This window comes from Stenotrophomonas panacihumi (assembly GCF_001431645.1).
Taxonomy (GTDB): domain Bacteria; phylum Pseudomonadota; class Gammaproteobacteria; order Xanthomonadales; family Xanthomonadaceae; genus Stenotrophomonas_A; species Stenotrophomonas_A panacihumi.
Map to the genome: position 1 here is coordinate 1 of NZ_LLXU01000074.1, position 25,159 is coordinate 25,159.

At 68.6% G+C, this 25,159-nt stretch carries 22 protein-coding genes and 1 pseudogene; 12 read left to right on the forward strand and 11 right to left on the reverse strand.

Translation table 11 applies throughout. The annotated features are described in order from the left end of the window. Positions 1-2,386, forward strand: a 2,386-nt coding sequence (locus ARC20_RS08105; protein WP_057646273.1) for a valine--tRNA ligase, incomplete at its 5' end; no start/stop codon positions are given. A gap of 59 nt (positions 2,387-2,445) precedes the next feature. On the opposite strand, the gene rimI is transcribed toward ARC20_RS08105, so the two are convergent. The 3 genes from rimI to pssA are packed head-to-tail and all read right to left on the reverse strand — an operon-like array spanning position 2,446 to position 4,147. Continuing rightward, a complete protein-coding gene (gene rimI / locus ARC20_RS08110; protein WP_057646274.1) occupies positions 2,446-2,928 on the reverse strand; it encodes a ribosomal protein S18-alanine N-acetyltransferase in 483 nt (160 codons plus the stop codon). Next, positions 2,925-3,374, reverse strand: a complete 450-nt coding sequence (locus ARC20_RS08115; RefSeq protein WP_057646275.1) for a hypothetical protein — start codon at positions 3,372-3,374, stop codon at positions 2,925-2,927. Before ARC20_RS08115 ends, rimI begins: the two co-directional genes overlap by 4 nt. Then, positions 3,371-4,147 carry a CDP-diacylglycerol--serine O-phosphatidyltransferase gene (pssA, locus tag ARC20_RS08120; RefSeq protein ID WP_057646276.1) on the reverse strand — a complete coding sequence of 259 codons (777 nt, stop codon included), beginning with the start codon at positions 4,145-4,147 and terminating at the stop codon, positions 3,371-3,373. The genes ARC20_RS08115 and pssA overlap by 4 nt, the downstream gene beginning before the upstream one ends. Before the next feature lie 148 nt (positions 4,148-4,295). On the opposite strand from pssA, the gene ARC20_RS08125 reads away from it, so the two are divergent. The 3 genes and pseudogenes from ARC20_RS08125 to ARC20_RS08135 form a co-directional block, all read left to right on the forward strand. Further along, positions 4,296-4,676 carry a DUF4124 domain-containing protein gene (locus tag ARC20_RS08125; RefSeq protein WP_057646277.1) on the forward strand — a complete coding sequence of 127 codons (381 nt, stop codon included), beginning with the start codon at positions 4,296-4,298 and terminating at the stop codon, positions 4,674-4,676. A 101-nt stretch (positions 4,677-4,777) separates the two neighbouring features. After that, the gene (locus tag ARC20_RS08130) at positions 4,778-6,475 is read left to right on the forward strand and encodes a proline--tRNA ligase (protein WP_057646278.1); all 1,698 of its coding nucleotides are present in this window, start codon (positions 4,778-4,780) and stop codon (positions 6,473-6,475) included. A 175-nt stretch (positions 6,476-6,650) separates the two neighbouring features. Then, positions 6,651-7,025, forward strand: a pseudogene (locus ARC20_RS08135) (H-NS histone family protein); the annotation flags it as partial. Between the two features lie 61 nt (positions 7,026-7,086). Here ARC20_RS08135 and ARC20_RS08140 read toward each other — a convergent pair. Next, entirely contained in the window at positions 7,087-8,346 is a 1,260-nt protein-coding gene (locus ARC20_RS08140) for a threonine/serine exporter family protein (protein WP_057646280.1), read from the reverse strand. A 162-nt stretch (positions 8,347-8,508) separates the two neighbouring features. On the opposite strand from ARC20_RS08140, the gene ARC20_RS08145 reads away from it, so the two are divergent. From ARC20_RS08145 to ARC20_RS08160, 4 genes are read left to right on the forward strand one after another with little or no spacing between them, the layout of a single operon-like run. Then, positions 8,509-9,630 (forward strand): ABC transporter permease, encoded by a 1,122-nt coding sequence (locus tag ARC20_RS08145; RefSeq protein WP_057646281.1) that lies wholly within the window; start codon positions 8,509-8,511, stop codon positions 9,628-9,630. Continuing rightward, positions 9,630-10,454 (forward strand): ABC transporter ATP-binding protein, encoded by an 825-nt coding sequence (locus tag ARC20_RS08150; RefSeq protein ID WP_057646282.1) that lies wholly within the window; start codon positions 9,630-9,632, stop codon positions 10,452-10,454. Before ARC20_RS08145 ends, ARC20_RS08150 begins: the two co-directional genes overlap by 1 nt. A gap of 1 nt (position 10,455) precedes the next feature. After that, a complete protein-coding gene (locus tag ARC20_RS08155) occupies positions 10,456-11,382 on the forward strand; it encodes an MlaD family protein (protein WP_057646283.1) in 927 nt (308 codons plus the stop codon). Continuing rightward, positions 11,379-12,017, forward strand: coding sequence for an ABC-type transport auxiliary lipoprotein family protein (locus ARC20_RS08160; RefSeq protein WP_057646284.1), 639 nt, complete (start codon positions 11,379-11,381; stop codon positions 12,015-12,017). The genes ARC20_RS08155 and ARC20_RS08160 overlap by 4 nt, the downstream gene beginning before the upstream one ends. Before the next feature lie 2 nt (positions 12,018-12,019). Here the strand turns inward: ARC20_RS08160 and ARC20_RS08165 are convergent, their stop codons facing one another. Then, entirely contained in the window at positions 12,020-12,598 is a 579-nt protein-coding gene (locus ARC20_RS08165; RefSeq protein ID WP_057646285.1) for an alpha-ketoglutarate-dependent dioxygenase AlkB family protein, read from the reverse strand. A gap of 116 nt (positions 12,599-12,714) precedes the next feature. Between ARC20_RS08165 and ARC20_RS08170 the strand changes: the two genes are divergently transcribed. Both ARC20_RS08170 and ARC20_RS08175 read left to right on the forward strand, forming a co-directional pair. Next, entirely contained in the window at positions 12,715-14,364 is a 1,650-nt protein-coding gene (locus tag ARC20_RS08170) for an electron transfer flavoprotein-ubiquinone oxidoreductase (protein WP_057646286.1), read from the forward strand. A gap of 13 nt (positions 14,365-14,377) precedes the next feature. Then, positions 14,378-17,188 carry a rhamnan synthesis F family protein gene (locus ARC20_RS08175; RefSeq protein ID WP_057646287.1) on the forward strand — a complete coding sequence of 937 codons (2,811 nt, stop codon included), beginning with the start codon at positions 14,378-14,380 and terminating at the stop codon, positions 17,186-17,188. A gap of 8 nt (positions 17,189-17,196) precedes the next feature. Here the strand turns inward: ARC20_RS08175 and ARC20_RS08180 are convergent, their stop codons facing one another. Further along, positions 17,197-17,826, reverse strand: a complete 630-nt coding sequence (locus ARC20_RS08180; RefSeq protein ID WP_057646288.1) for a CoA transferase subunit B — start codon at positions 17,824-17,826, stop codon at positions 17,197-17,199. Beyond that, on the reverse strand, positions 17,826-18,557 hold the full coding sequence (locus ARC20_RS08185) for a CoA transferase subunit A (protein ID WP_057646289.1): 732 nt from the start codon (positions 18,555-18,557) through the stop codon (positions 17,826-17,828). The genes ARC20_RS08180 and ARC20_RS08185 overlap by 1 nt, the downstream gene beginning before the upstream one ends. A 148-nt stretch (positions 18,558-18,705) precedes the next feature. Between ARC20_RS08185 and ARC20_RS08190 the strand changes: the two genes are divergently transcribed. Both ARC20_RS08190 and ARC20_RS08195 read left to right on the forward strand, forming a co-directional pair. Then, positions 18,706-20,055, forward strand: a complete 1,350-nt coding sequence (locus tag ARC20_RS08190) for a phosphohexomutase domain-containing protein (RefSeq protein WP_057646290.1) — start codon at positions 18,706-18,708, stop codon at positions 20,053-20,055. Between the two features lie 23 nt (positions 20,056-20,078). After that, complete coding sequence (locus tag ARC20_RS08195; protein ID WP_057646291.1) at positions 20,079-21,482, forward strand: mannose-1-phosphate guanylyltransferase/mannose-6-phosphate isomerase; 1,404 nt, start codon at positions 20,079-20,081, stop codon at positions 21,480-21,482. A gap of 53 nt (positions 21,483-21,535) precedes the next feature. On the opposite strand, the gene ARC20_RS08200 is transcribed toward ARC20_RS08195, so the two are convergent. From ARC20_RS08200 to rfbA, 4 genes are read right to left on the reverse strand one after another with little or no spacing between them, the layout of a single operon-like run. After that, entirely contained in the window at positions 21,536-22,753 is a 1,218-nt protein-coding gene (locus ARC20_RS08200) for a sulfotransferase family 2 domain-containing protein (protein WP_161809477.1), read from the reverse strand. A gap of 43 nt (positions 22,754-22,796) precedes the next feature. Beyond that, positions 22,797-23,720: a dTDP-4-dehydrorhamnose reductase gene (rfbD, locus tag ARC20_RS08205; RefSeq protein WP_057646293.1), complete on the reverse strand. Its 924-nt coding sequence runs from the start codon at positions 23,718-23,720 to the stop codon at positions 22,797-22,799. Next, positions 23,717-24,274, reverse strand: coding sequence for a dTDP-4-dehydrorhamnose 3,5-epimerase (rfbC, locus tag ARC20_RS08210; protein WP_057646294.1), 558 nt, complete (start codon positions 24,272-24,274; stop codon positions 23,717-23,719). Before rfbC ends, rfbD begins: the two co-directional genes overlap by 4 nt. Continuing rightward, on the reverse strand, positions 24,271-25,158 hold the full coding sequence (gene rfbA / locus ARC20_RS08215) for a glucose-1-phosphate thymidylyltransferase RfbA (protein WP_057646421.1): 888 nt from the start codon (positions 25,156-25,158) through the stop codon (positions 24,271-24,273). The genes rfbC and rfbA overlap by 4 nt, the downstream gene beginning before the upstream one ends. Position 25,159 lies beyond the last annotated feature (1 nt).

The following is a 25,159-nucleotide window of genomic DNA, read 5'->3' on the forward strand; positions in this document are numbered from 1 at the left end:
CCCGCAGCCCTCGGCCGCGGTCACCGAAGCGTTCGTGCGCTGGTACGAGCAGGGGCTGATCTACCGCGGCCAGCGCCTGGTCAACTGGGACCCGGTGCTGAAGACCGCCATCTCCGACCTGGAAGTGGAGAACGTCGAGGAAGACGGTTTCCTGTGGTCGATCCGCTATGCGCTCGATGACGGCGCCACGTACGACCACGTCGAGCGTGACGAAGACGGCCACGAAACCTTGCGCGAGACGCGCGGCTACCTCGTCGTCGCCACCACGCGCCCGGAAACCCTGCTCGGCGATACCGCCGTGATGGTGCACCCGGAAGACGAGCGCTACGCGCACCTGATCGGCAAGACCGTCACCCTGCCGCTGACCGGCCGCCGCGTGCCGGTGATCGCCGACGACTACGTCGACCGCGCGTTCGGCACCGGCGTGGTCAAGGTCACGCCCGCGCATGACTTCAACGACTACCAGGTGGGCCTGCGCCACAGCCTGCCGCTGATCAACCTGTTCACCCCGGTCGCCGCGCTCAACGACAACGCGCCGGAACGCTTCCGCGGCCTGGACCGCTACGAAGCGCGCAAGCAGGTGCTGGCCGAACTGGAAGACCTGGGCCTGCTGGTGGAAGCCAAGCCGCACAAGCTGCAGGTGCCGCGCGGCGACCGTACCGGCCAGGTGATCGAGCCGTACCTCACCGACCAGTGGTTCGTGAAGATGGACGGGCTGGCCCAGCGCGGCCTGGAACTGGTGGAGAACGGGGACGTGAAGTTCGTCCCGCCGAACTGGATCAACACCTACCGCCACTGGATGGAGAACATCCAGGATTGGTGCATCAGCCGCCAGCTGTGGTGGGGCCATCGCATCCCGGCGTGGTTCGACGCCGAGGGCAAGTGCTACGTCGGCCGCGACGAGGCGCAGGCGCGCGCGAATGCCGGCCTCGGCGACGATGTCGTGCTCACCCAGGACAGCGACGTGCTGGAGACCTGGTTCTCCTCGCAGCTGTGGCCGTTCTCCACGCTGGGCTGGCCGAACGAAGCGGCGATGGCCGAGCGCGGGTTCGAGCGCTACCTGCCGTCCTCGGTGCTGGTCACCGGTTTCGACATCATCTTCTTCTGGGTGGCGCGCATGATCATGGCCACCGACAGCTTCACCGGGAAGGTGCCGTTCCGCGACGTCTACATCACCGGCCTGATCCGCGACGCGCAGGGCCAGAAGATGTCCAAGTCCAAGGGCAACGTGCTCGACCCGCTGGACATCATCGACGGCATCTCCATCGAGGACCTGGTCGCCAAGCGCACCACCGGGCTGATGCAGCCGCGCATGGCCGAGAAGATCGAGAAGGCCACGCGCAAGGAATTCCCGGACGGCATCATCCCGCACGGTGCCGACGCGCTGCGCTTCACCATCGCCGCGCTGGCCACGCATGGCCGCGACATCAAGTTCGACATGTCGCGCGCCGAGGGCTACAAGAATTTCTGCAACAAGCTGTGGAACGCCAGCCGCTTCGTGCTGATGAACACCGAAGGCGCGCAGTTCCAGGGCGTGCCGCAGGCGGTGACCGACGCGGAGAAGTGGATCCTCTCGCGCCTGGCCAAGGTCAGCGCCGAGGCGCAGGCGCAGTTCGCCGACTACCGCTTCGACCTGCTCTCGCAGGCGCTGTACGAATTCGCCTGGAACGAGTTCTGCGACTGGTTCGTTGAGCTGGCCAAGCCGGCGCTCAACGGTGAGGACGCCGCGGCCGCCGACAGCACCCGCCACACCCTGCTGTACGTGCTCGACCAGCTGCTGCGCCTGCTGCATCCGCTGATCCCGTTCGTCACCGAGGAGCTGTGGCAGCAGGTCGCCCCGCGCCTGGGCCTGGAGGGCGGCACGCTGTCGCTGCAGGCCTATCCGCAGCCGGCGGATTTCGCTGGCCAGGATTTCGCCACCGCCGAAGCCGACATCGAGTGGTTCAAGGGCATGGTCTCGGCCCTGCGCCGCGTGCGCAGCGAGTTGAACGTGCCGCCGTCCAAGCAGGTGCGCCTGCTGCTGCAGGGCGGCCAGGCGCAGGATCGCGCGCGCGCCGACCGCTTCGCCGCGCCGCTGAAGTTCCTGCTGCGCCTGGAGTCGATCGACTGGCTGGACCCCGCGCAGGAGGCCCCGGCCGCCGCCGCGGCCATCGTCGGCGAGCTCAAGCTGCTGGTGCCGCTGGAAGGCCTGGTCGACCTGGACGCCGAACGCGCGCGCCTGGACAAGGAAATCGCCCGCGTCGCCGGCGAGAAGGACAAGAGCGAAGCGAAGCTGGCCAAGTTCACCGACAAGGTGCCGGCCGCGGTGGTCGACCAGGAGCGCGTGCGCCTGGCCGAGTGGACCGCGCAGCTGGATGGCTTGCGCGGACAGCGCGCCAAGCTCTGAGGGATACGAAAACGCCGCTGGAAACAGCGGCGTTTTTCTTTACCTGATGGCGGGCGGGCTCAGCCCATTCCCTCGAACGCCAGCTCCATCGCCATCACCAGCGCGTCCTCGCGGCCGCTGTTGGCCGGGTAATACCGCGGACGCCGGCCGATCTCGTTGAAGCCTTCGGAGTGGTACAGCGCGATGGCCGAGGTATTGGACGGCCGCACTTCCAGGAACACGCGACTGGCGCCGCGTTCGCGCGCCAGGCGGACCAGCGCGCGCAGCAGCACGCGGCCATGGCCGCGCGATTGCAGCGCCGGATCCACGCACACGTTGAGGATGTGGGCTTCATCGGCGGCGATGCTGAGCATGCCGTAGCCGACCAGCAGCCCGCCCTGCTCCATCACCCGCCCCGGGTATCCGGCATGCAGGCAGTCGCGGAAGATGCCGCGCGTCCACGGGAACGGATAGGCGCGGCGCTCGACCTCCATCACCGTATCGAGGTCTTCCTCGCGCATCGGCCGCAGCACGACCGGTGCCGGCGCGCTCACCGCGCTCATGGGCGCGCCTTGTTCTGCTTGCGCAGCGCGCGCAGCTGCGGCCACAGCGCACGCTTGGCGCGCGGGTTGGCGCGCAGCTCGGCCAGTGGCCAGGTCGCCATCAGGGTCTGCGTGGCCGCGTCGTTCGGATTGAGGCCCGAGGCGCGCAGCAGGGCGATCTGCAGGCGGTCCGGCAAGCCGGCGCGGCCGCGGCGCGGCGCGCTGGCCACGGGCTCGGGCGTGGTATCGGGCGCCTGCGTTTCAGGGGCCGCCGGCGCCTGTCGACGCGGCGGCGCGGCCCGCTCCACCGGTGCCTGCCGGGCCGCGGGCGTGTCGATTTCCATGCTGCGCACCGGCGCCGGCGCCTCGACCACGCTGTCGCGGTCCAGGTACACCACATGGCCCAGCGCCTGCAGCCAGGACAGCTGCTCGCTCGACCACGGCATGCCGGCGGCCGCCTCGCTCATGCGGCGGACTCGGGCGTCTTGCGCACGCGGCGCCACAGCCACAGCCCCGGGCCGGACAGCGCGTAGACCACGCCGATGGTGAGCAGCGTGCGCGGCGGGTCGATGAACACCACCGCCAACACGATCGCCACCACCGCCAGCTGCAGGAAGCGCACGCGGTCGGCGCGCGGGCCCTTGTCGCCGCCCTTGAAGCTCCAGAAGCGGATGCGGCTGACCATCAGCAGCGCGGCGACCAGCGTCACCGCCAGCGCGACATAGCGCAGCTCATCGCCACTCCAGCCCAGCTTGCCGTCGGCGAAGGCCCACACGAAGGACATCATCAGGCCGGCGGCCGCCGGGCTGGCCAGGCCGATGAACCAGCGCTTGTCCACCACGCCGACCTGCGTATTGAAGCGGGCCAGGCGCAGCGCGGCGCAGGCGGCGTACAGGAACGCGGCGGCCCAGCCCACGCGGCCCAGCACGTCGCCGTCGAACTTCAGCGCCGACAGCGACCAGTGGTACATCACCAGGGAAGGGGCCATGCCGAAACTGACCAGGTCGGCCAGCGAGTCGTACTGCACGCCGAATTCGCTGCTGGTGCCGGTCAGGCGCGCCACGCGGCCGTCGAGGCCGTCCATGATCGCGGCCACGAACACCGCGATGCTGGCGGGCACGAAATCGCCGTTGGCGGCGGCCACGATCGCGTAGAAGCCGGAAAACAGCCCGGCGGTGGTGAACAGGTTCGGCAGCAGGTAGATGGTGCGCGAACGCGGCGGGGGGCGGGTTTCTTCCATCCCGCCAGTTTAGTGGCAGTCGGCAGTCAGGGCGAACGCGGCCGCGGGCCGCCCGGCGGCGGCCCGCCCGGTTTGCGCCCTGCTGCTTGCCAGCCCCGCCCCACGGTGCTGCAATCAGCCGGGGATTCACCCTTGGGGAAACACCAACATGCGTTTGAAGACCGGCCTGCTCGGCCTGTGTCTGCTCGCCGGCACCGCCGGCGCCGCGGACCTGTACAAGTGGAAGGACGCCAATGGCGTCACCCATTACTCGGAAAGCCCGCCCGCCGGCCAGAAGTTCGAGGCCCGGCGCATCGATTCGCGTGGCGGGGTCGGCCTGGCCCAGGAAGAGACGGGCGCGGCGAAGGAATCGCCACAGTGCACCCAGGCGCGCCAGAACCTGAAGGCCCTCAGCGACAGCCGCCCGGTCATGCAGGACACCGACGGCGACGGCAAGCCCGACGCCAAGCTGGACGAGAGCCAGCGCGAAGCCCAGCGCAACCTGGCCGACGCCGGGGTCAAGGCGTACTGCCCGCAGGCGGGCGGCTGAGCATCGCCCCGCGGCCGGCGGCGCCCCCGCGCCCCGGCCGCAGTCCCCTTCGGGGGCGCGGCAGGGCAAAATAGGCGCTTTCCGCTCCCGCGAAGCCGCCGATGCGCCTGTCCAAGTTCCACCTCCACACCACCAAGGAAACCCCGGCCGACGCCGAGCTGGTCAGCCACCAGCTGATGATGCGCGCGGGCATGATCCGCAAGCTGGCCGCGGGCCTGTACACCTGGTCGCCGCTGGGCCTGCGCGTGCTGCGCAAGGTCGAGAACGTGGTGCGCGAGGAAATGAACCGTGCCGGCGCGGTGGAACTGCTGCTGCCGACCATCCAGCCGCGCGAGCTGTGGGAAGAAAGCGGGCGTTGGGAGAAGTTCGGCGCGCAGCTGCTGAAGATCAAGGACCGCAAGCAGGCCGACTACTGCTATTCGCCGACCGCCGAAGAGGCGATCACCGATTACGCGCGCCAGGAGCTGGGCAGCTACAAGCAGCTGCCGGTGAACTTCTACCAGATCCAGACCAAGTTCCGCGACGAGATCCGCCCGCGTTTCGGCGTGATGCGCGCGCGCGAGTTCCTGATGAAGGACGCCTACTCGTTCCACCTCACCGACGCCGACCTGGTGCGCGAGTACGAGAACATGAAGGCGGCCTACACCCGCGTGTTCACCCGCCTGGGCCTGGAATTCCGCGCCGTGCAGGCCGATTCCGGCGCCATCGGCGGTGACGCCTCGCAGGAATTCCACGTCATCGCCGATTCGGGCGAGGACGCGCTGGCCTTCTCCACGGGGTCGGATTACGCGGCCAACGTCGAAGCGGCGGTCGCCGCCGAGCCGGCGCCGCGCGCGGCCGCCAGCGAAGCGCTGCGCAAGATCGACACTCCGACCCAGAAGACCTGCGAGGACGTCGCCGCGCTGATGGGCATCGCCCTGCAGCGCACGGTGAAGTCGGTCGCGGTGGTCGGCGAGGACGGCGTGTTCGTGCTGGCGCTGGTGCGCGGCGACCACGCGGTCAACGAGATCAAGCTGGGCAAGGTCGCCGGCCTGGCCGGCTACCGGCTGGCCAACGAGGGCGAGATCGCCGAGCACCTGGGCAGCGAACCGGGCTTCCTCGGCCCGCTCAATCCGCGCAAGCCGATCCGCATCGTGGCCGACCGCGAAGTCGCGGCAATGGCCGATTTCGTCGTGGGCGCCAACGAGGCCGGCTTCCACCTGGCCGGCGTGAACTGGGGCCGTGACCTCGCCGAGCCGGACACCGTGGCCGACATCCGCAACGTCGTCGCCGGCGACCGCGCCGCCGATGGTGGCGAGATCCGCATCGCCCGCGGCATCGAGGTGGGCCATGTGTTCCAGCTCGGCCGCAAGTACGCCGAGTCGCTCAAGGCCAGCGTGCTGGACGAGAACGGCAAGGCCGCCACGCCGAGCATGGGCTGCTACGGCATCGGCGTGTCGCGCATCGTCGCCGCGGCGATCGAGCAGAACCACGACGCGGCCGGCATCGTCTGGCCGGCGCCGATGGCGCCGTGGGAAGCGGTAGTGTGCGTGATCAACCCGAAGAACGATGCCAATGTGGCCGCCGCCTCGGAAAGCCTGCTCGCCGAACTGCTCGACGCCGGCGTCGACGCGGTGCTCGACGACCGCGGCCTGCGCCCGGGCGCGATGTTCGCCGACATGGAGCTGATCGGCATTCCGCACCGTATCGTCGTGTCCGAGCGTGGCCTGGCCGCGGGCACCTTCGAGTACCGCGCACGCAACGCGGCCGAGGCGGAGAATCTCGACAAGGCGGCGCTGCTGTCGCGCCTGGGCCGCTGAAAACAGCGGGGCGTGGCCACGCCCCGCATGCTTTTCACAGGGAATATCCCTCGCAAAATGGTCAGGAAAACCCGGCGCTTTCACGCGCCGGGTTTGTAAACGTCAATAACCTGACATTATGATCGCTCGCGTGGCCAGGGACAGGCTGCCCCTTCCCACCGCAATTGGAGTCGCGATGTCGATCGATCTCACCGGCCTGTCGGCCAAACAGCTGGACGCCCTGATCAAGAACGCAAAGAAGCGGCAGACCCTTGTCGCCAAGCGCACCCCCATCACCAAGGTGCGCGCGCAATTGACCCGCGTCGCGAAGGCCGAGGGTTACAGCATCGAGGAACTGTTTGGCGCGCCGGCCCCCGCCGGGCGTGGCAAGGCCGCCAAGGCGGTGAAGGCCCCCTCTTCGCGCGCTGGCCGCAAGCTCGGCAAGGTCGCGCCGAAGTACCGCAACCCGGCCAATACCAAGGAAACCTGGACCGGCCGTGGCAAGCACCCGCGCTGGATGGCGGAACTGATCGCCAAGGGCAAGAAGGTCGAGGATTTCCTCATCAAGAAGAAGTAAGTCACTTCTTACTGAAAACAAACGCCGGCATCGCCGGCGTTTTTGTTTTCCGTATTTAGAGGTTCTTGCGCGCCGGCACCAGCAGGTTGCCGAACAGCAGGCCGGCGACCAGCGCCATGACGATATTCGTCACCGCCAGCAGCGCGGCCTGGCCGACGTCCACGTTCTGCTGCTGCACCAGGTTGAGGAAACCGCGCAGGCTCGTGCTGCCGGGCACCAGCATGATGATGCCGGGCAGGCGGATCAGCGCGCCGGGCTTCTGGATGGTGCGGCCGAACAGGTTGCCGGCGGCCGTGAGCAACATGGCCGAAGCGAACACGCCGGCCGGGCTGCCCCACTCCTGCCCCGCATACCGCGCGATCACGTAACCGGCGATCGCCGCGGCCATCACCCAGCCGTAGTCACGCCGGTGCGCCTTGAACAGCACGGCGAATGCGTAGGCGGCCACCAGCAGCGAGGCCCATTCGACCCAGTGCGCCTGCGGGCGTGCCGCGCGCACCTGCGGTTCCAGGCCGAGATACTGCGTGAGCGTCACCGCGATCACCGCGCCCACGGTGAGCTTGAGCACCGTGGTGACCGCACCGGCCAGCCGCGCCGTGCCCGATACCCAGTGCTGGCTGGCCAGTTCGTTGACCGCGTTGGTGAGCGCCATGCCGGGCAGCAGCACCACCAGCGAGGCGATGATCACCGTGTTGAGGTTGAGCGAACCCACCAGCGAGGCCACCAGCGTGGCGACAAAACCGGCCAGCAGCGAAGCCAAGGCATCGCCGGCTTCCTTGGTGGCCGGCTTGCGGTCGGTGTACTGCGTGAGCAGGCCGATCAGCAGGCCGATGACGCCGGCGGTGGCGATATCCAGCCATGGCAGTTTCCACAGCCCCGCCACGCCCGCCGCCGCCAGGCCAAAGGCGATGACCTGCATCGTCTTGCCGCGGCCGTCCACTTCGCGATCGAGCCGGCGCAACGCGGTGTGGCCTTGCGCGATACTCATGCGCCCCTGCGCGACACTGTCGGCGATGTAGTCGGCGACGCTGAGCTTGTAGAGATCGTTTTCGCCCGGCGCCAGCCGGATCACGCGGGTGATGTCGCTGGAGCCGATCGCCTTGCTCGGGTCGCTGAAACTCAGGATCACGCCCGTCGGGTTGGACCACGGCTCGCAATCCAGGTCCAGCTGCTGCGAGAGCGCGATCAGCGCCGCTTCCAGCCGCTGCGCGGTGGTGCCGTAACTGTGCAGGCGGCTGGCGATCTCGGAAACGAAGGCCACGCGCTGCGCGTAGCTGGCGCGGGTGGTGGCGGGTGCGGGCGTGGCAACGGACATTCGGCGGCGTCGGGGCGGCGGGTAGGCCCGCCGGAGCATCCGGCCAGGCCCCGCCAGTGTATGTCCAGCCGCTTGCCGGCGGTAAACCATTGAACCCGTCGTTGCGCGCATGCACGCGAGTCGATACGCCAAACACACCTGCCCATGTATGCTCCCGCACGGATGCGCGACCACATTTCCCCCCAGCCCCCGACGCTCGACCGCGACCAGGCCGACCCTGGACGGATTCGGCTGGCCGGTAGCTGGGTACTCGATACCGCCCTCGATGCCGCCGAACTGCTGCGCGACCTGCCGGCCGAACCGTGCCGCATCGACGCCAGCGGCATCGCCCAGCTCGATTCGGCCGGCGTGCTGCAGCTGCTGCGCTTCGCGCGGCGCGCGGGGCTGGAAGACGACGCGATCACCTTCCGCGACGACCATCGCGCGCTGGTGTGCACCATCGAGGAGCTCGAGGACGACCGGCCCAAGCCGCGCCGCGACTACGGCTTCGCCGCGGCGCTGGAGCGCCTGGGCCGCGCGGTGCACAACACCGGCAAGGACATCGTGCAGCTCGCCAGCTTCCTCGGCGAGAACCTGGTGAAGCTGGCGCGGCTGTTCCGCGAGCCTCGCCGCTTCCGCCTCACCGCCACCGTCAGCCACATGGAACAGGTGGGCCTGGACGCCGTGCCGCTGGTGGTGCTGCTCTCCTACCTGGTGGGCGCGGTGATCGCCTTCCTCGGCTCGACGATCCTGCGCGACTTCGGCGCGGAGATCTATGTCGTCGAACTGGTGAGCATCGCCTTCCTGCGCGAGTTCGCCGTGCTGCTCACCGCCATCGTGCTGGCCGGCCGCACCGCCAGCGCGTTCACCGCGCAGATCGGTGCGATGAAATCGCGCGAGGAGATCGACGCGATCCAGACGCTGGGCCTGGACCCGATCGACCTGCTGGTCATCCCGCGCCTGCTGGCGCTGCTGGTCATGCTGCCGCTGCTGACCTTCATCGCGATGATCGCCGGCCTGGCCGGTGGCGTCACCGTGGGCGCGTTCGACCTCGGCATCCCGCCGCAGATGTACCTGGCGCGCATGCACGAAACGATGCAGGTGCGGCACTTTTTGGTCGGCATGTCCAAGGCGCCGGTGTTCGCGCTGGTGATCGCGCTGATCGGCTGCCTGGAAGGGCTCAAGGTCACCGGCACGGCGCAGTCGGTCGGCGAGCGCACCACCTCCAGCGTGGTGCAGACCATCTCGCTGGTCATCATCCTCGATGCGATGTTCGCGCTGTGGTTCATGAAGGTGGGCTGGTAATGGCGATCGACAAGCGCCGCGACGACGCCGAGGCCGGCCCGGAGATCGCCATCTCCGTGCGCGGGCTGGTGAACCGCTTCGGCAGCCAGGTGGTGCACGAAGGGCTGGACCTGGACGTGCGCCGCGGCGAGATCCTCGGCGTGGTGGGCGGCTCGGGCACCGGCAAGTCGGTGCTGATGCGCAGCATCCTGGGTTTGCGCCGCCCCGATGCCGGGCAGATCGAAGTGCTCGGCGCCGACCCGATCTCCGAGAACCCGGCCGACCGCGACCACATCACCCGCAACACCGGCGTGCTGTTCCAGGATGGCGCGCTGTTCTCCTCGCTGAGCGTGGGCGAGAACGTGCAGGTGCCGCTGAAGGAACGCCATCGCGATTTCCCGGACCGCTGGTTCTACGAACTGGCGCTGCTGAAGATCAAGCTCGCCGGCCTGCCGGCCGATGCGCTCGACAAGCTGCCCTCGCAGCTGTCCGGCGGCATGCGCAAGCGCGCCGGCCTGGCGCGCGCGCTGGCGCTGGACCCGCCGCTGCTGTTCCTCGACGAGCCCACCGCCGGCCTGGACCCGATCGGCGCGGCCGCGTTCGACCGGCTGATCAAGACGCTGCAGGAAGCGCTGGGCCTGACCGTGTTCCTGATCACCCACGACCTGGACACCCTGTATGCGATCTGCGACCGCGTCGCGGTGCTGGCCGACCGCCAGGTGATCGCCAACGCCCCGCTGGCGGAAGTCGAGAAGATCGACCATCCGTGGGTGCAGGAATATTTCCACGGCCCCCGCGCGCGTGCCGCGCGCGAGGCGAAGAACGAATCAAGCGAGACCGCCTGAGATGGAAACCAAAGCCAACTACGTGCTGATCGGCGCCTTCACGATCGTGGCGGGCCTGGCCCTGCTGCTGTTCGGCCTGTGGGCCGCCAAGTACTCCTCCGACCGCACCTGGCAGTACTACCGCGTGGTGTTCCGCGAGGCGGTGACCGGCCTGTCGGTGGGCAGCCCGGTGCAGTACAACGGCATCGCGGTGGGCTCGATCACCGAGCTGACCCTGGCGCCGAACGATCCGCGCCAGGTGGTGGCGCGCATCCGCCTGAACTCCACCACACCGATCAAGGTCGACACCCGCGCCAAGCTGGCCATCACCAGCCTGACTGGCCCGTCGATCATCCAGCTCAGCGGCGGCACGCCCGAATCCCCGGCGCTCACCTCGGTGGACAAGAGCGACGCCCCGGTGATCCAGACCACGCCCTCGGCGCTGCAGAACATCACCGACACCGCCAACCGCATCGTCGAGCGGCTCGACCAGGTGCTCAGCGACCGCAACGTGGCCAGCATCTCGGCCACGCTGCAGAACCTGGAGAAGATCAGCAATTCGCTCAACAACCAGGACGAAGGCGTGGGCGCGCTGCTCGTCAGCGCGCGCGATGCGGCGCGCAACCTGGACCGCACGTTGAACACCACCAACGGCGCCATCGAGCACCTGGACAAGAACCTGGTGCAGCAGCTGCCGCCGATCCTGGACAAGCTCGATTCCACGCTGACCAAGCTCGATGCGGCGGCCGCCAACGCCAACGGCATCCTGGGCGACAACCGCGCGGCCATCAACAGCTTCGCCAATGACGGCCTCGGCCAGCTCGGCCCCACGCTCAACGAGCTGCGCGGGTTGATCCGCGACCTGCGCCGGGTCAGCGACCGCCTCGAGAACAATCCCGCGCGCTACCTGCTCGGTCGCGACGCCCCGAAGGAGTTCGAACCGAAATGAAGCCGATGCGTCCCGTCCGTGCCTGGCTCTGCCTGTCGCTGCTCGCGCTGGGCGGCTGCTCCATCCTGTCGACCGGCTCGCGCGAACCGGTGACGATTTTCTCGCCCGACGTGCGCGTCACCGCCGATCCGGCGTGGCCGCAGGTGACCTGGCAGCTGGCGATCGTCAAGCCGACCGCCTCGCGGCTGGTGGACAGCCCGCGCATCAACGTGCGGCCGACCCCCGCCGAACTGCAGGTCTACCAGGGCGCGACCTGGGCGCAGCCGGCCACCGACATCGTCGAGGGCACGGTACTGCGTGCGTTCGAGGACAGCGGGAAGATTCCCGGCGTCGGGCGTACCAGCGACGGCATCCGCGCCGATTACCGGCTGGTGCTGGACCTGCGCCGCTTCGAGTCCGACTACGCCGGGCAGGCGCTGCCCTCGGCCACGATCGAGCTCAACGCCAAGCTGCTGCACAGCACCGACCAGCGCGTGGTGGGTTCGCGCACGTTCCTGATCGCACGGCCGGCGAGCGCGACCGACGTCGCCTCGGTGGCGGCGGCGTTCGAGCAGTCGTTGCAGCAAGTCACGGGCGAACTCGTGGGCTGGACGCTGCAGACCGGGCAACGCGATGCGGTGCAGATGCCGCGCTGAAGCTATGGCGCGATCCGCCGGAACGTCAGGTTGATCCGCTCGCCCACCGGCCGCGCCGTGCGCGGCACCGCGTGGTGATACAGCCGCTGGGTGTCGCCGGCCATCACCACCAGGTCGCCGTGACCCAGCGCGATCTCGCGCTTGAGGGTCTTGTCCTGCCGGTGGCGTAGCGCGAAACGCCGCGGCGCCCCCAGGCTGAGCGAGGCGATCACCGGCCGCGCGCCCAGCTCCGGCTCGTCGTCGCTGTGCCAGCCCATCGCATCGCGTCCATCGCGGTAGCGGTTGACCAGTACGCTGTTGAAGCCGGCGCCCAGCTCCGCCTCCAGCCGGGCGCGCAGCGGCGCCAGTACGTCGGGCCAGGGGTGCGGCCGGAATTCGGCCCCTGAATATCGGTAGCGGGCCTGCGGGTCGCCGATCCAGCTGCTCAGCCGCGGCGAATCCACCTCGCGCCCGAACAGCCGGATGCGGTGCACTTCCCAGGCCACCTGCGCCAGCAGCGCCAGGCGCAAGGCCTCGGCGTCCGGGGCGGCCAGCCACCCCGGAAACCACTGGACATCCGCGCCGGGCAGGTCGATCCGCATCGCGCCACGCTAGCACGGGGGGCCGGGCCGCCATACGCCGCCGTTCGGAATTTGCCCGCCCCTGCGCAAACCCTGAAAATAGGCCCCAGCCATCGAGCCAAACGGGAGCGGACCAGATGTCGGAAACCGGAGTCGGCGCAGTCGCGTCCGAAACAATCGAACGTGACGTGATGGAGTACGACGTCGTCACCGTGGGCGCCGGCCCGTCGGGGCTGGCCTTTGCCATCCGCCTGAAGCAGCTCAACCCTGAGCTGTCGGTCTGCGTCATCGAAAAGGCCAGCACCATCGGCGCGCAGATCCTGTCCGGCGCGGTGATCGAGCCCGAGCCGCTCGACCGCCTGCTGCCGGGCTGGCGCGACAACCCGCCGCCGATCTGCGTGCCGGCCGGCGAGGACGAGTTCTGGTTCCTCACCAGGGACGGCGGGCGCAAGTTCCCCGTCGTGCCGCCGGGCATGCGCAACCACGGCAACTTCATCGTCAGCCTGGGCGCGATGTGCGCCTGGCTGGCGCCGCAGGCCGAGGCGCTGGGCGTGGAGATCTACCCCGGCTTCGCCGCTGCCGAGACGCTGCATGACGAGGCCGGCCAGGTCGTCGGCGTGCGCATCGGCGACATGGGCGTGGCCAAGGACGGTTCGCACAAGCCCGGCTTCACGCCCGGCATCGACATCCGCGCCAAGGTCACCGTGCTGGCCGAAGGCGCGCGCGGCCATCTGACCAAGCGGCTGGTCAAGCGCTTCGGGCTGGATGCCGACAGCGACCCGCAGAGCTACTCGATCGGCATCAAGGAGCTGTGGCAGGTGCCGGAAGGCCGCGTCACGCCGGGCAAGATCGTGCATACGCTCGGTTGGCCGGCGGATCCGAATACCTACGGCGGCAGCTTCCTGTACCACCTGGAGAACAACCAGGTCGCGCTGGGCTACGTGAGCGGACTGGATTACCACGACCCCGAATACAAGCCGTGGGAGGCCTTCCAGCAGTGGAAGAACCACCCGACGGTGAAGCCGTTGCTGGAAGGCGGCAACATCCTGTCGGCCGGTGCGCGCGCCATCGTCACCGGCGGCTGGCAGTCGCTGCCGAAGGTGGAAATGCCCGGCGCGCTGCTGATCGGCGATACCGCCGGCCTGCTCAACGTGCCCAAGATCAAGGGCACGCACCAGGCGATCCGCAGCGGCATGCTGGCCGCCGAGCACCTGGCCGCCTCGCAGCTGGCGCCGGAGGGCTTCGATGCGAAGCTGCGCGCCTCCGATGCGATGGCCGAGCTCAAGCAAGTGCGCAACATCAAGCCCGGCTTCAAGAAGGGCCTGTGGTTCGGCCTGGCCAATGCGGCATGGGAAACCGCCACCGGCGGGCATTCGCCGTGGACGCTGAAGAACAAGCCGGACTGGAGTTCGCTGGACAAGGTAGGCGAGCACGAAGAGCCCAAGCGCGATTACGTGCAGCGCGACCTGGCGCCGCGCGACCGCCTGCAGGCGGTGTACTTCGCCGCGACCGAGCACGACGAGGACCAGCCCGTGCACCTGCGCGTGGCCGACACCGACATCTGCGTCACCCGCTGCGCGCAGGAGTACGACAACCCGTGCACGCGGTTCTGCCCGGCCGGCGTGTACGAGATCGTCGCCGACGCCACCGCCGGCAGCGGCAAGCGCTTGCAGATCAACGCGGCCAATTGCGTGCACTGCAAGACCTGCGACATCAAGGACCCGTACCAGATCATCGACTGGGTGACCCCGGAGGGTGGTTCGGGGCCGAACTACCAGAACCTGTGAGCCCTATCGAACGATGATCGGCGGCGCGCAGCGGTACCTGGAGGCGGCCAGGCAGGCGATCGAACGCCATGGCGGCGGCTGGCGCGGCCTGCGCGCCGTGGTCGTGCGCAGCCTCAAGGTGGTTCGCGCGCTCGGCGTGGCGGGCTTCGTGAACCGCCTGCGCCGCGCCGGTGGCCAGGCGCCCACGCTCGCCCCGGTCACCCACCACGCCTTCCCCGAGCCGCTGCCGCTCGCGCAGGTGACGCAGCGCGTCGGCGTGATGGCGCACGTGTTCTATGCCGACCTGGCGGAGGAGCTCGCGCGCGACCTGGCCCACATGCCCGTGCCGTACGAGCTGTTGGTGTCGGTCGTGGACGAACCGGCCGCCGCGCAGGTGCGGCAACACCTGTCCTCCCTGCCGCTGATGTCCAGGCTGGTCGTGCGCGTGGTGCCCAACCGCGGCCGGGACATCGCGCCGCTGCTGGTCGCCTTCCGCGAGGAAGTGCTGCAGCTGGACCTGGTCTGCCACGTCCACACCAAGAAGTCGCTCTACACGGGCAGCGAGCAGTCCGCGTGGCGCCGTTACCTGATGTCCTCGCTGTTCGGCAGCCGCGACCGCCTCGCCTGGCTGCTGGGCATGTTCGCGGCCGAATCCCGGCTCGGCATGATCTACCCGGAGTCCTATGCCGGCGTGCCGTTGTGGGCCCATACCTGGCTCAGCAACGCGGATGTGTGCGAAGCGCTGGCCGCCCGCCTGGGCTTTGCCATCCAGCGCGGCCGCTACCTGGACTTCCCGGCCGGCTCGATGTTCTGGGCACGGGTGGATGCGCTGCGGCCGCTCTACGGCCTGGACCTGCGCCTGGAGGATTTCCCGGAGGAACGCGGCCAGGTGGACGGCACGTTGCAGCATGCGGTCGAGCGGCTGTTGGCGTGCACGGTGCAACGGGGGGATTTCCTGCTCGGCATCCTGCCGCAGGACGGCGCGTTGGCCCTCGCCACCGAAGGCGCGCGAAACTGGACCGCGGCATTCGAGATGGACCTCGCCACCCGCGTGAGGCTGTCGGCGGTGGATGCCGAACTCGTCACCGTGGACATCTTCGACACACTGGTCACGCGCCCCTTCCTCACGCCGGAAGCGGCGCGCGCGCACCTGGCCCTGCGTGTCGAACAACGCACGGGCGCAACGGATTTCGCTGCCTTGCGCGAGCGTGCCGAGACGCGCGCGCGCATCGAGCATGGCCGCGATCCGACGCTGGAGGAAATCCATGCCAGCCTCGCGCAGCTGCGTCCCGCGCTGGGCGACGCCGGGCTGCTCACGCTGGAGTGCGAGCACGAAGCGCTCATGCTGCGTCCGCGCGAAGGCATGCTCGGCGCACTGGCGGGCCTGCGCGACAAATGCGTAGCCGCGCTGTCGGACATGTACCTCTCCACGGAGACCTTGCGCCGCGTGCTTCCCGCCGCGGTCTCCGCGGCCATCGATACCTGGTGGGTTTCCTGCGAAACCGGCAGGCGCAAGGATGAAGCGCAGACCTGGCAACACATCGCCGCACGCGAGCATGTCGCGCCCGCACATTGGCTGCATGTCGGCGACAACGAACGCGCCGACATCCAGATGCCGCAACTGCAGCGCCTGCTGACGCCCGTGCATGTGCTGCGGCCCGCCGCGCTGCTCGACGTGGTGCCCGCGCTGCGTTCGTTGCGTCACCCCGGGGGAGATCGGGCGGCCTGGCCGGAGCAGCTGTGGCGCGGCCTGGTGGCCAACCACTTCGCGGCCCTCGCCGATCGCGACCCCGCCCGCATCGCACCGGCGCCACGCCTCACGGCCGAAAGCGCCGGCTATGCCGTGCTCGGTCCGTTGCTGCTCGATTACCTCGCCTGGCTGCATCGCGTGGCCAGGGAGACCGGCATCGACACCGTGCTGTTCCTCTCCCGCGAAGGCCACTTGCTGGCACAGGCGCACGCGGCACTCATGCGACATGTGCCCGAGGCCGAGCGGCTGCGCGGTCGCTACCTGCTGGTTTCGCGTCGCGCCGCGGGCATGGCGGCGATGCGAACGGACGAGGACCTCGCCGCGCTGCTGGGCGGCAGCTACACCGGCACGCTGCGCAACCTGCTGCTGGCGCGCCTCGGCGATGCCGCGCTCGCGTCCGTGGCGTCCGTACTGGACGCGCGCCTGGCGCAGGAAGTGTTCCTGCCGGACATGCACGCTCAGGTCATGCAATGGCTGGCGCCCGCGGTGCCGGCGCTGCTGGCGGTCGCCGAGACCGAACGCGAGGCGTACCTGCACTACTGGCAATCCGAAGTCGGCGACGCCGCCGCGATGGTCGCCGACATCGGTTACGCCGGCAGTATCCAGAAATACCTGTCGCGGATGACCGGTCGCCCATTGGGCGGCGCCTACTTCGCGCTGCGGCGTGGCGCGCACCAGTTGCAGGGACTCGGCTGGGCCATGGCCCGGCATCACGACGGCCGTGAACAGGACCATGAAGCGTCACCGATCCTGCAGCATGACCTCCTGCTGGAAGCGCTGCTGGCCGCGCCGAGCGGGCAGTTCTGCCGCTTCCACAGCGAAGGCGGCGAACGCGTTGCGGAATTCGCCCCCATGGAACTGGATGCACGCGGCGTGGCCGTGCTCGAACGCCTGCACCGCGGCGCACTCGATTTCATCGAGGATGCGGCGCGCATCGCGGGGCCGGACATCGCTCATCTGCAGTTCGATCCGCAAGGCGTCACCACGCCGCTCGATTGCTTCGCCAGCGGCCAATGGCAGCACGATGGCTGGCTGACCGCGCTGGGCACCGAAGATGCCTTCACCGGTCGCGGCCGGGTTGTCCCCGGCCGCTGATCCACGCCTCAGCGCGAAAACGCCACGCCGGTCTTCTGCTTCAGCTCGTCGTCGCCGACGCCCTCGGCCGCTTCCACGAGCTTCAACCCCTCCGGCGTGACATCGAACACCGCCAGGTCGGTGATGATGCGATCCACCACGCCCACGCCAGTGAGCGGCAAATCGCATTGCGGCAGGATCTTGTGGCTGCCGTCCTTCGCGACGTGCTCCATCAGCACGACCACGCGCTTGACGCCGGCCACCAGGTCCATCGCCCCGCCCATGCCCTTGACCATTTTGCCGGGCACCATCCAGTTGGCGATGTCGCCCTTGTCGGTCACCTGCATCGCGCCGAGGATCGCCAGGTCGATATGCCCGCCGCGGATCATCGCGAACGAATCGTGGCTGCCGAAGTAGCTCGCGCCGGGGCGCGCGGTCACGGTCTGCTTGCCGGCGTTGATGAGGTCGGCGTCGATCTCTTGCTCGGTCGGGAACGGGCCAATGCCCAGCAGGCCGTTCTCGGACTGCAGCCACACGTCCACGCCTTCGGGGATGTGGTTGGCCACCAGCGTCGGCAGGCCGATGCCCAGGTTCACGTAGGCGCCGTCGCTGAGCTCGCGCGCGGCGCGCGCGGCCATCTCGTCACGGGTCCAGGCCATCAGGGGGTCTCCTTGCGCACGGTGCGCTGCTCGATGCGCTTCTCCGGATGGGCGTTGACCACGATGCGGTCCACGTAGATGCCCGGCAGGTGCACCTGGTCCGGATCGATCTGGCCGACCTCGACCAGTTCCTCCGCCTCGGCGATGCACAGCTGCCCCGCCATCGCGCAGGCCGGGTTGAAGTTGCGCGCGGTCTTGCGGAACACGAGGTTGCCGGCGGCATCCGCCTTCCACGCCTTCACCAGCGCGACGTCGGCGCGAAGTGCCGTCTCCATCACATATTGCTTGCCGTCGAATTCGCGCGTTTCCTTGCCCTCGGCCACCACCGTGCCGTAGCCGGTGGCGGTGTAGAACGCCGGGATCCCCGCACCGCCCGCGCGCAGGCGCTCGGCCAGCGTGCCCTGCGGGTTGAATTCCAGCTCCAGTTCGCCCGACAGGAACTGCCGCTCGAATTCCTTGTTCTCACCGACGTATGACGAAATCATCTTGCGGATCTGCCGGGTTTCCAGCAGCAGGCCGAGGCCGAAGCCATCCACGCCCGCGTTGTTGGAAATGACGGTCAGGTTTTTCACGCCGCTATCACGCAGCGCGGCAATCAGCGCTTCGGGAATGCCGCACAGGCCGAAACCGCCGACCGCCAGGGTCTGCCCATCGGCCACCACGCCTTTCAGGGCCTGCGCGGCATCGGCAAATTGCTTGCCTTGCGCGCCGGCCGCCCGGGTATTGCTCATCACCGCCCTCACCTCGTTGATGTCAGGCCCCCATTCTAGCCGCTGACCCGAACCTGTCCCGTTGGCCGAAAGGACTAGGGGAGCGTGTTTTGAGGCGCCCGGCCCCGCTAAACTCAGGCTCCCCCAGAGCAAGCCCCAGGAGTTGCGCATGACGTTGCCTGCCTTCAAGGCCTATGACATCCGCGGTCGCGTTCCCGATGAACTCAACGAGGACATGGCACGGCGGATCGGCGCGGCCCTTGCCGCGCAGTTGGAGAACGCCGGGCCGGTGGTGGTGGGACACGATGTGCGGCTGACCAGCCCCGGCCTGAGCGACGCGGTGGCCGCTGGCCTGCGCGGTGCCGGCCGCGAAGTGATCGACATCGGCCTGTGCGGCACCGAGGAGGTCTATTTCCAGACCGACCATCGCGGCGCGGCCGGCGGCGTGATGGTGACCGCCAGCCACAACCCGATGGACTACAACGGCATGAAGCTGGTGCGCGAGAGCGCCAAGCCGATCAGCTCGGATACCGGCCTGTTCGCCATTTCCGATGCGGTGCAGGCCGACACCTCCGCCCCCGCCGCGCCGGCCGCCGGCATCAGCAGCGCGCCGGACAAGTCCGCCTATATCGAACACCTGCTCAGCTACATCGACCGCAACGGGCTCAAGCCGCTGAAGCTGGTGGTCAACGCCGGCAATGGCGGCGCGGGCGCGGTCATCGACCTGCTCGCCCCGCACCTGCCCTTCGAATTCGTGCGCGTCTTCCACGGGCCGGACGGCAACTTCCCCAACGGCATCCCCAACCCGCTGCTGCCGGAAAACCGCGCCGCCACCGCCGATGCGTTGCGCGCGCATGGCGCGGATTTCGGCATCGCCTGGGACGGCGACTTCGACCGCTGCTTCTTCTTCGACGAGACCGGCCGCTTCATCGAGGGCTATTACCTCGTGGGCCTGCTCGCCCAGGCGATCCTGCGCAAGCAGCCGGGCGGCAAGATCGTGCACGACCCGCGCCTGACTTGGAACACCGTGGAGATGGTGGAAGCGGCCGGCGGCGTGCCGGTGCTGTGCAAGAGCGGCCACGCCTTCATCAAGGAGAAGATGCGCGCGGAGAATGCCGTGTACGGCGGCGAGATGAGCGCGCACCATTATTTCCGCGAGTTCGCCTATGCCGACTCGGGCATGATCCCGTGGCTGCTGATCGCCGACCTGGTCTCGCGTTCGGGCCATTCGCTGGCCGAACTGGTGGAAGACCGCATGGCCGCCTTCCCGTGCAGCGGCGAGATCAACTTCAAGGTGGCGGACGCCAAGGCCTCGGTGGCCCGCGTGCTGGCGCACTTCGCGCCGCTGTCGCCGACGCTGGAACATACCGATGGCGTGAGTGCCGATTTCGGCAGCTGGCGTTTCAACCTGCGCAGCTCCAACACCGAGCCGCTGCTGCGCTTGAACGTGGAAGCGCGGGGCGATGCGGCATTGATGCAGTCGCGCACCGATGAAATCTCCCGCCTCCTCGTATCCTGACCTACAGCCAAGGACTTGTGCCCATGAACGACATTCTTCCCGTCATCCTGTCCGGCGGCTCCGGCACCCGGCTGTGGCCGCTCTCGCGCGAGAGCTATCCCAAGCAGTTCCTCCCGCTCACCAGCGAGCTGACGATGCTGCAGGCGACCTGGCACCGCGTGGCCCCGATCGCCGGCCGCGCGCCGCTGATCATCGCCAACGAGGAACATCGTTTCGTCGCCGCCGAACAGCTGCAGCAGGTTGGCGCCACACCGCAGGCGATCATGCTCGAGCCGATCGGCCGCAACACCGCGCCGGCGATTGCCGTGGCCGCGCTGGAAGCGACCCGCGAAGGCGGTGACGCGCTGCTGCTCGTGCTGCCGTCGGACCACGTCATCAGCAACGAGAAGGCCTTCCAGGACGCCGTGCTCGAAGCCGCCAAGGCCGCGCGCGATGGCAAGCTGGTGACCTTCGGCATCGTGCCCGCCACGCCGGAGACCGGCTATGGCTACATCAAGGCCGCCGCCGGCACCGGCACCCGTCCGGTCGAGCGCTTCGTCGAGAAGCCCGACCTGGCCACGGCCCAGGGCTACGTCGCTTCCGGCGAATACTTCTGGAACAGCGGCATGTTCCTGTTCAAGGCCTCGCGCTACCTGGAGGAACTGGGCAAGCTCAACCCGGCCATCCTCGAAGCGACCCGCAAGGCCTGGGAAGGCGCCAAGCGCGATTCGGATTTCGTCCGCCTCGACAAGGAAACCTTCAAGGTCGTGCCGTCGGATTCGATCGACTACGCGGTGATGGAGAAGACCCAGGACGCGGCCGTGCTGCCGCTGGACGCGGGCTGGAGCGACGTCGGTTCGTGGACCGCCCTGCGCGACGTGTCGCGCCAGGATCCGGACGGCAATGCGCACCATGGCGACGTGATCGCCATCGACTGCCGCAACACCTACGCCTATGGCGACCGCCTGATCGCGCTGGTGGGCCTGGACGACGTGGTGGTGGTCGAAACCGCCGACGCCGTGCTGGTCGGCAAGGGCGAGCGCATGCAGGAGGTCAAGGAGGTCGTGGCGCGCATCAAGCAGGACAAGCGCTCCGAGGCCACCTGGCACCGCAAGGTCTACCGCCCGTGGGGCGCCTACGATTCGATCGACAATGGCCAGCGTTTCCAGGTCAAGCGCATCACGGTCAAGCCGGGCGCGACGCTGAGCCTGCAGATGCACCATCATCGTGCCGAGCACTGGATCGTGGTCAGCGGCACCGCGGAAGTGACGCGTGGCGAGGACGTGCTGCTGCTGACGGAAAACCAGAGCACCTATATCCCGCTGGGCGTGACGCACCGCCTGCGCAACCCGGGCAAGCTGCCGCTGGAGCTGATCGAAGTGCAGTCCGGCAGCTACCTCGGCGAGGATGACATCGTGCGGTTCGAGGATACGTACGGCCGGGCTTGAGCCCCGCGTACCACTCGACAGGAAACGGCGGCCGCAAGGCCGCCGTTTCTGTTTCAGGCGGCCTGCACGACCACTTCGGGGTCTTCGCCGGGTGCGGCACGCTCGATCCAGCTCACGCCTTCCTGCACCAACCGCACCTGCAGGCGAAACCTGCCCGCGTGCTCCGGCGCCCGCACGCATGCGCTCATCTCCAGGCGCCCGCCCGCGGGCAACACCGCGGGCAGCGGCGTGCGTTCGCCGTTATGGACCACGGTTACGCCGCTGCCGGCGTCCACCCAGTGGTACGCCACGTGGACGGGATGCGGCGGCCGGCTGCTGAGCACCTCGTCCGAATCATTGCGCACGGTGACCCGCACGCGCGTCGTGTCGTTGGCCACCAGCGCGGCCGAACAGGCCACCGATTCGACGCCGATGTGTTCGAGCGAGGTCGCCTGCAAGGGCGTGCGCCAGGCCGCCCCCACGCATCCCTCGCGCGCCGCCTCCTTCAGCACCAGCGAGTGCACCATCGCATCGAAGCGTTCGGAGAACCGCTCGCACGCCCAGGCATAAAGCGCCCGATCCATCGACGTCGCGGCCTCGATCGCCGCACGGACGTCGGCGGGAATATCCGGCGCCGCCAGGGCGTTGGGCGAGACGTTCAAGCGCTGCGCCGGCATGCCCGGGTCGAAGCCGAACGCATGCGACAGCAGGGACAGGGAATGCTCCATGCGCTCGGCAATCCCGAACTGCATCGTCTCCAGCCTGCGCTTGGCGGTCTCCAGCAACGCGGGGTCGTGGCCGCGCTCGGCATAGGCGCGGATGGTGCGCTGCCCGTATCCGACGGGATCGGCGGCCAGCCGCTCGAAGTCCAGGTCGGCCGCCAGGAACAGCGTCTGCGTATTGAGCAGGTCCCAGCGGGTTTCAGGATCGTTGACGAAATCGAGCAGCGACCACTGTTCGCTCACCATGCGCTCGTGCCGGTAGGCATCCGGATTGCGCCGCACGTGCAGGTACCAGGAGAGCGTCCTTTGCAGCGGATCGCGAAGCATCGTCAGGTACTGCAACGGCTTGCCGACGTACCGCTCCACGCCATGCCAGAGATGACCGCGGTAGAACTGGTAGTCGCCCACGCGCGCGCGATCCAGCGCGAACAGTTCGGGCAACAACTGGCCAGGACAGATATCGCCTCGCGCGTACTGCGCGTCGAGAAACGCGATCAGCGTGGTGCCGGCCGTCTTCGGGATATGCAGGAAGTACACCGGCGCCTTCGCCGGAGCAGGAAACTGGGACACGCCGCCGTGCTGCATCTATGCCCTCCCGGGTACATGACGCTGCTCAGCGCGGCAGTCGGCCCTCCACCGCCAACCGCGCCACTTGCCCGAGCACGGCCTCCATCTCCCGCCGCCAATCCGGCAGCTCGACAGGGAAATCCGCGACCAGGCTGCTGCAGTCCAGGCACGAGTAGCGAGGACGCCGCGCGGGCGTCGGATACGCGTCCGTCGTGACCGGCACGACGCGCGGCATCCTTTCAAGCAAGCCCATGCCATGGGCGTGGCCCAACAGCGACTCGGCGAAGCCGTGCCAACTGGTCTGGCCAGTGGCCGTAAGATGCCACACTCCTGTCATAAGCTGATCACCCACGAGAATATCGCGGGTCACATTTGCGACCAGGGTCGCGGATGTCGGCGTGCCGGTCTGGTCGGCCACGACACGGAGCTCTTCACGTTCAGCGGCCAGCTTCAGCATCGTGAGCAGGAAATTGCGGCTGTGTGCCGCGTAGACCCATGCCGTGCGGAAGATCAGGTGCCTTCCGCCCGCCGCCTGGATGCGCTGCTCGCCCGCCAGTTTGCTGGCGCCGTACACGCCCAGCGGGGCGGTCGGATCTTCGGGCCGGTAGGGGCGGCGGCCTTCACCGTCGAACACGTAATCCGTCGAGTAATGCACCAGCGGCACGTCATGCGCCGCGCACCATTGTGCGAGGACGCCGGGCGCCTCGCCGTTGACGCAGAAGGCCAGCTCGCGCTCCTGCTCGGCTCGGTCGACCGCCGTGTAGGCCGCGGCATTGATGACGCGGTGCGGGCGCAGGCGATCGAGCAGCGCCGGCAGCGTGGTCGGCTCGGTGAAGTCCGCGGTCTCGCAGGCGCTGCCATCGGCCAGACGGCCGCTGCGCGTCGCACCGACCACGGGTGCCAGCGGCGCGAGCGCACGCATCAGCTCCTGCCCGACCTGCCCGTTCGCGCCCAGCACCAGCGTGGTCATGGTGCAAAGACCGGCAGCCGATCCGGCGCCACGTCCTCGAGGAACGGCGCAAGCGTGTCCTTCGCCGACAGGATCGGCGCGTCCAGCGGCCAGTCCACGCCAATGCTGGCATCGTCCCAGCGCACGCTCGCGTCGGCTTCGCGCACGTACACATCGGTGCAGAGATAGCTGAACACCGCGCGCTCGGACAACACCGCGAAGCCATGCGCGAAGCCTTCCGGAATCCAGAACTGCCGGCGGTTCTCGCCACTGAGGATCACGGCGGCCCAGCGACCGAAATGCGGGGAACCACGGCGGATATCGACCGCCACGTCGTAGACCTCGCCTTCCAGCACGCTGACCAGCTTCCCTTGCGGGCGCGGCCACTGGTAATGGAGGCCGCGCAGCACGCCACGGCTGGAGGAGGACACGTTGCTCTGCACGAAGCGCATGTCCAACCCGTGGGCCGCATAACGCTCCGCGTTCCAGCTCTCGAAAAAGAAGCCGCGCTCGTCGCCATGGACGACGGGCTCGATGACCAGGCAACCCGGCAATGCGGTTTCAATCAACTTCAAAACATCTTCCCCCGTCGGGCCAGGTCGTGCAGGTACTTTCCGTAGGCATTCTTGGATAGCGGCGCGGCGAGCCGTTCCAGGTCTTCCGCGCCGATCCAGCCGTACCCGAAGGCGATCTCCTCCGGGCAGCAAACCTGCAATCCCTGGCGCGCCTGGATGGTCTCGATGAAATTCGCCGCTTCGTGCAGCGACTGGTGCGTGCCGGTGTCCAGCCACGCATAGCCGCGACCCAGCGCCTCCAGGTGCAGCGAGCCGTCTTCCAGGTAGCAGCGATTGAGATCGGTGATCTCCAGCTCGCCGCGCGGCGACGGCTTCAACGCGGCGGCGTAGTCGCTCGCGCGCCTGTCGTAGAAATACAGGCCGGTGACCGCGTACTGCGAACGCGGCTGGGCCGGCTTCTCCTCGATGCCGATCACCTTCCCGCTGGCATCGAACTCGGCCACGCCATAGCGCTCCGGATCGTTGACCCAGTAACCGAACACCGTTGCGCCATGCTCGCGCGCATCGGCGCGGCGCAGCGTCTCCGTCAGGCCATGCCCATGGAAGATGTTGTCGCCCAGCACCAGGCAGCTCGGCTGGCCATCGACGAAGTCGCGGCCAATCACGTACGCCTGCGCCAGCCCGTCCGGGCTCGGCTGCACCGCGTACTGGATGTTCATGCCCCACTGCGAACCGTCGCCCAGCAGGTTCTGGAACAGCGCCTGCTCGTGCGGCGTGTTGATGATCAGCACGTCGCGGATGCCCGCCAGCATCAGCACGCTGAGCGGGTAGTAGATCATCGGCTTGTCGTACACCGGCAGCAGCTGCTTGCTGACGCCCTGGGTGATCGGATACAGCCGCGTGCCGGAACCGCCGGCGAGGATGATGCCCTTGCGCTTGCTCATC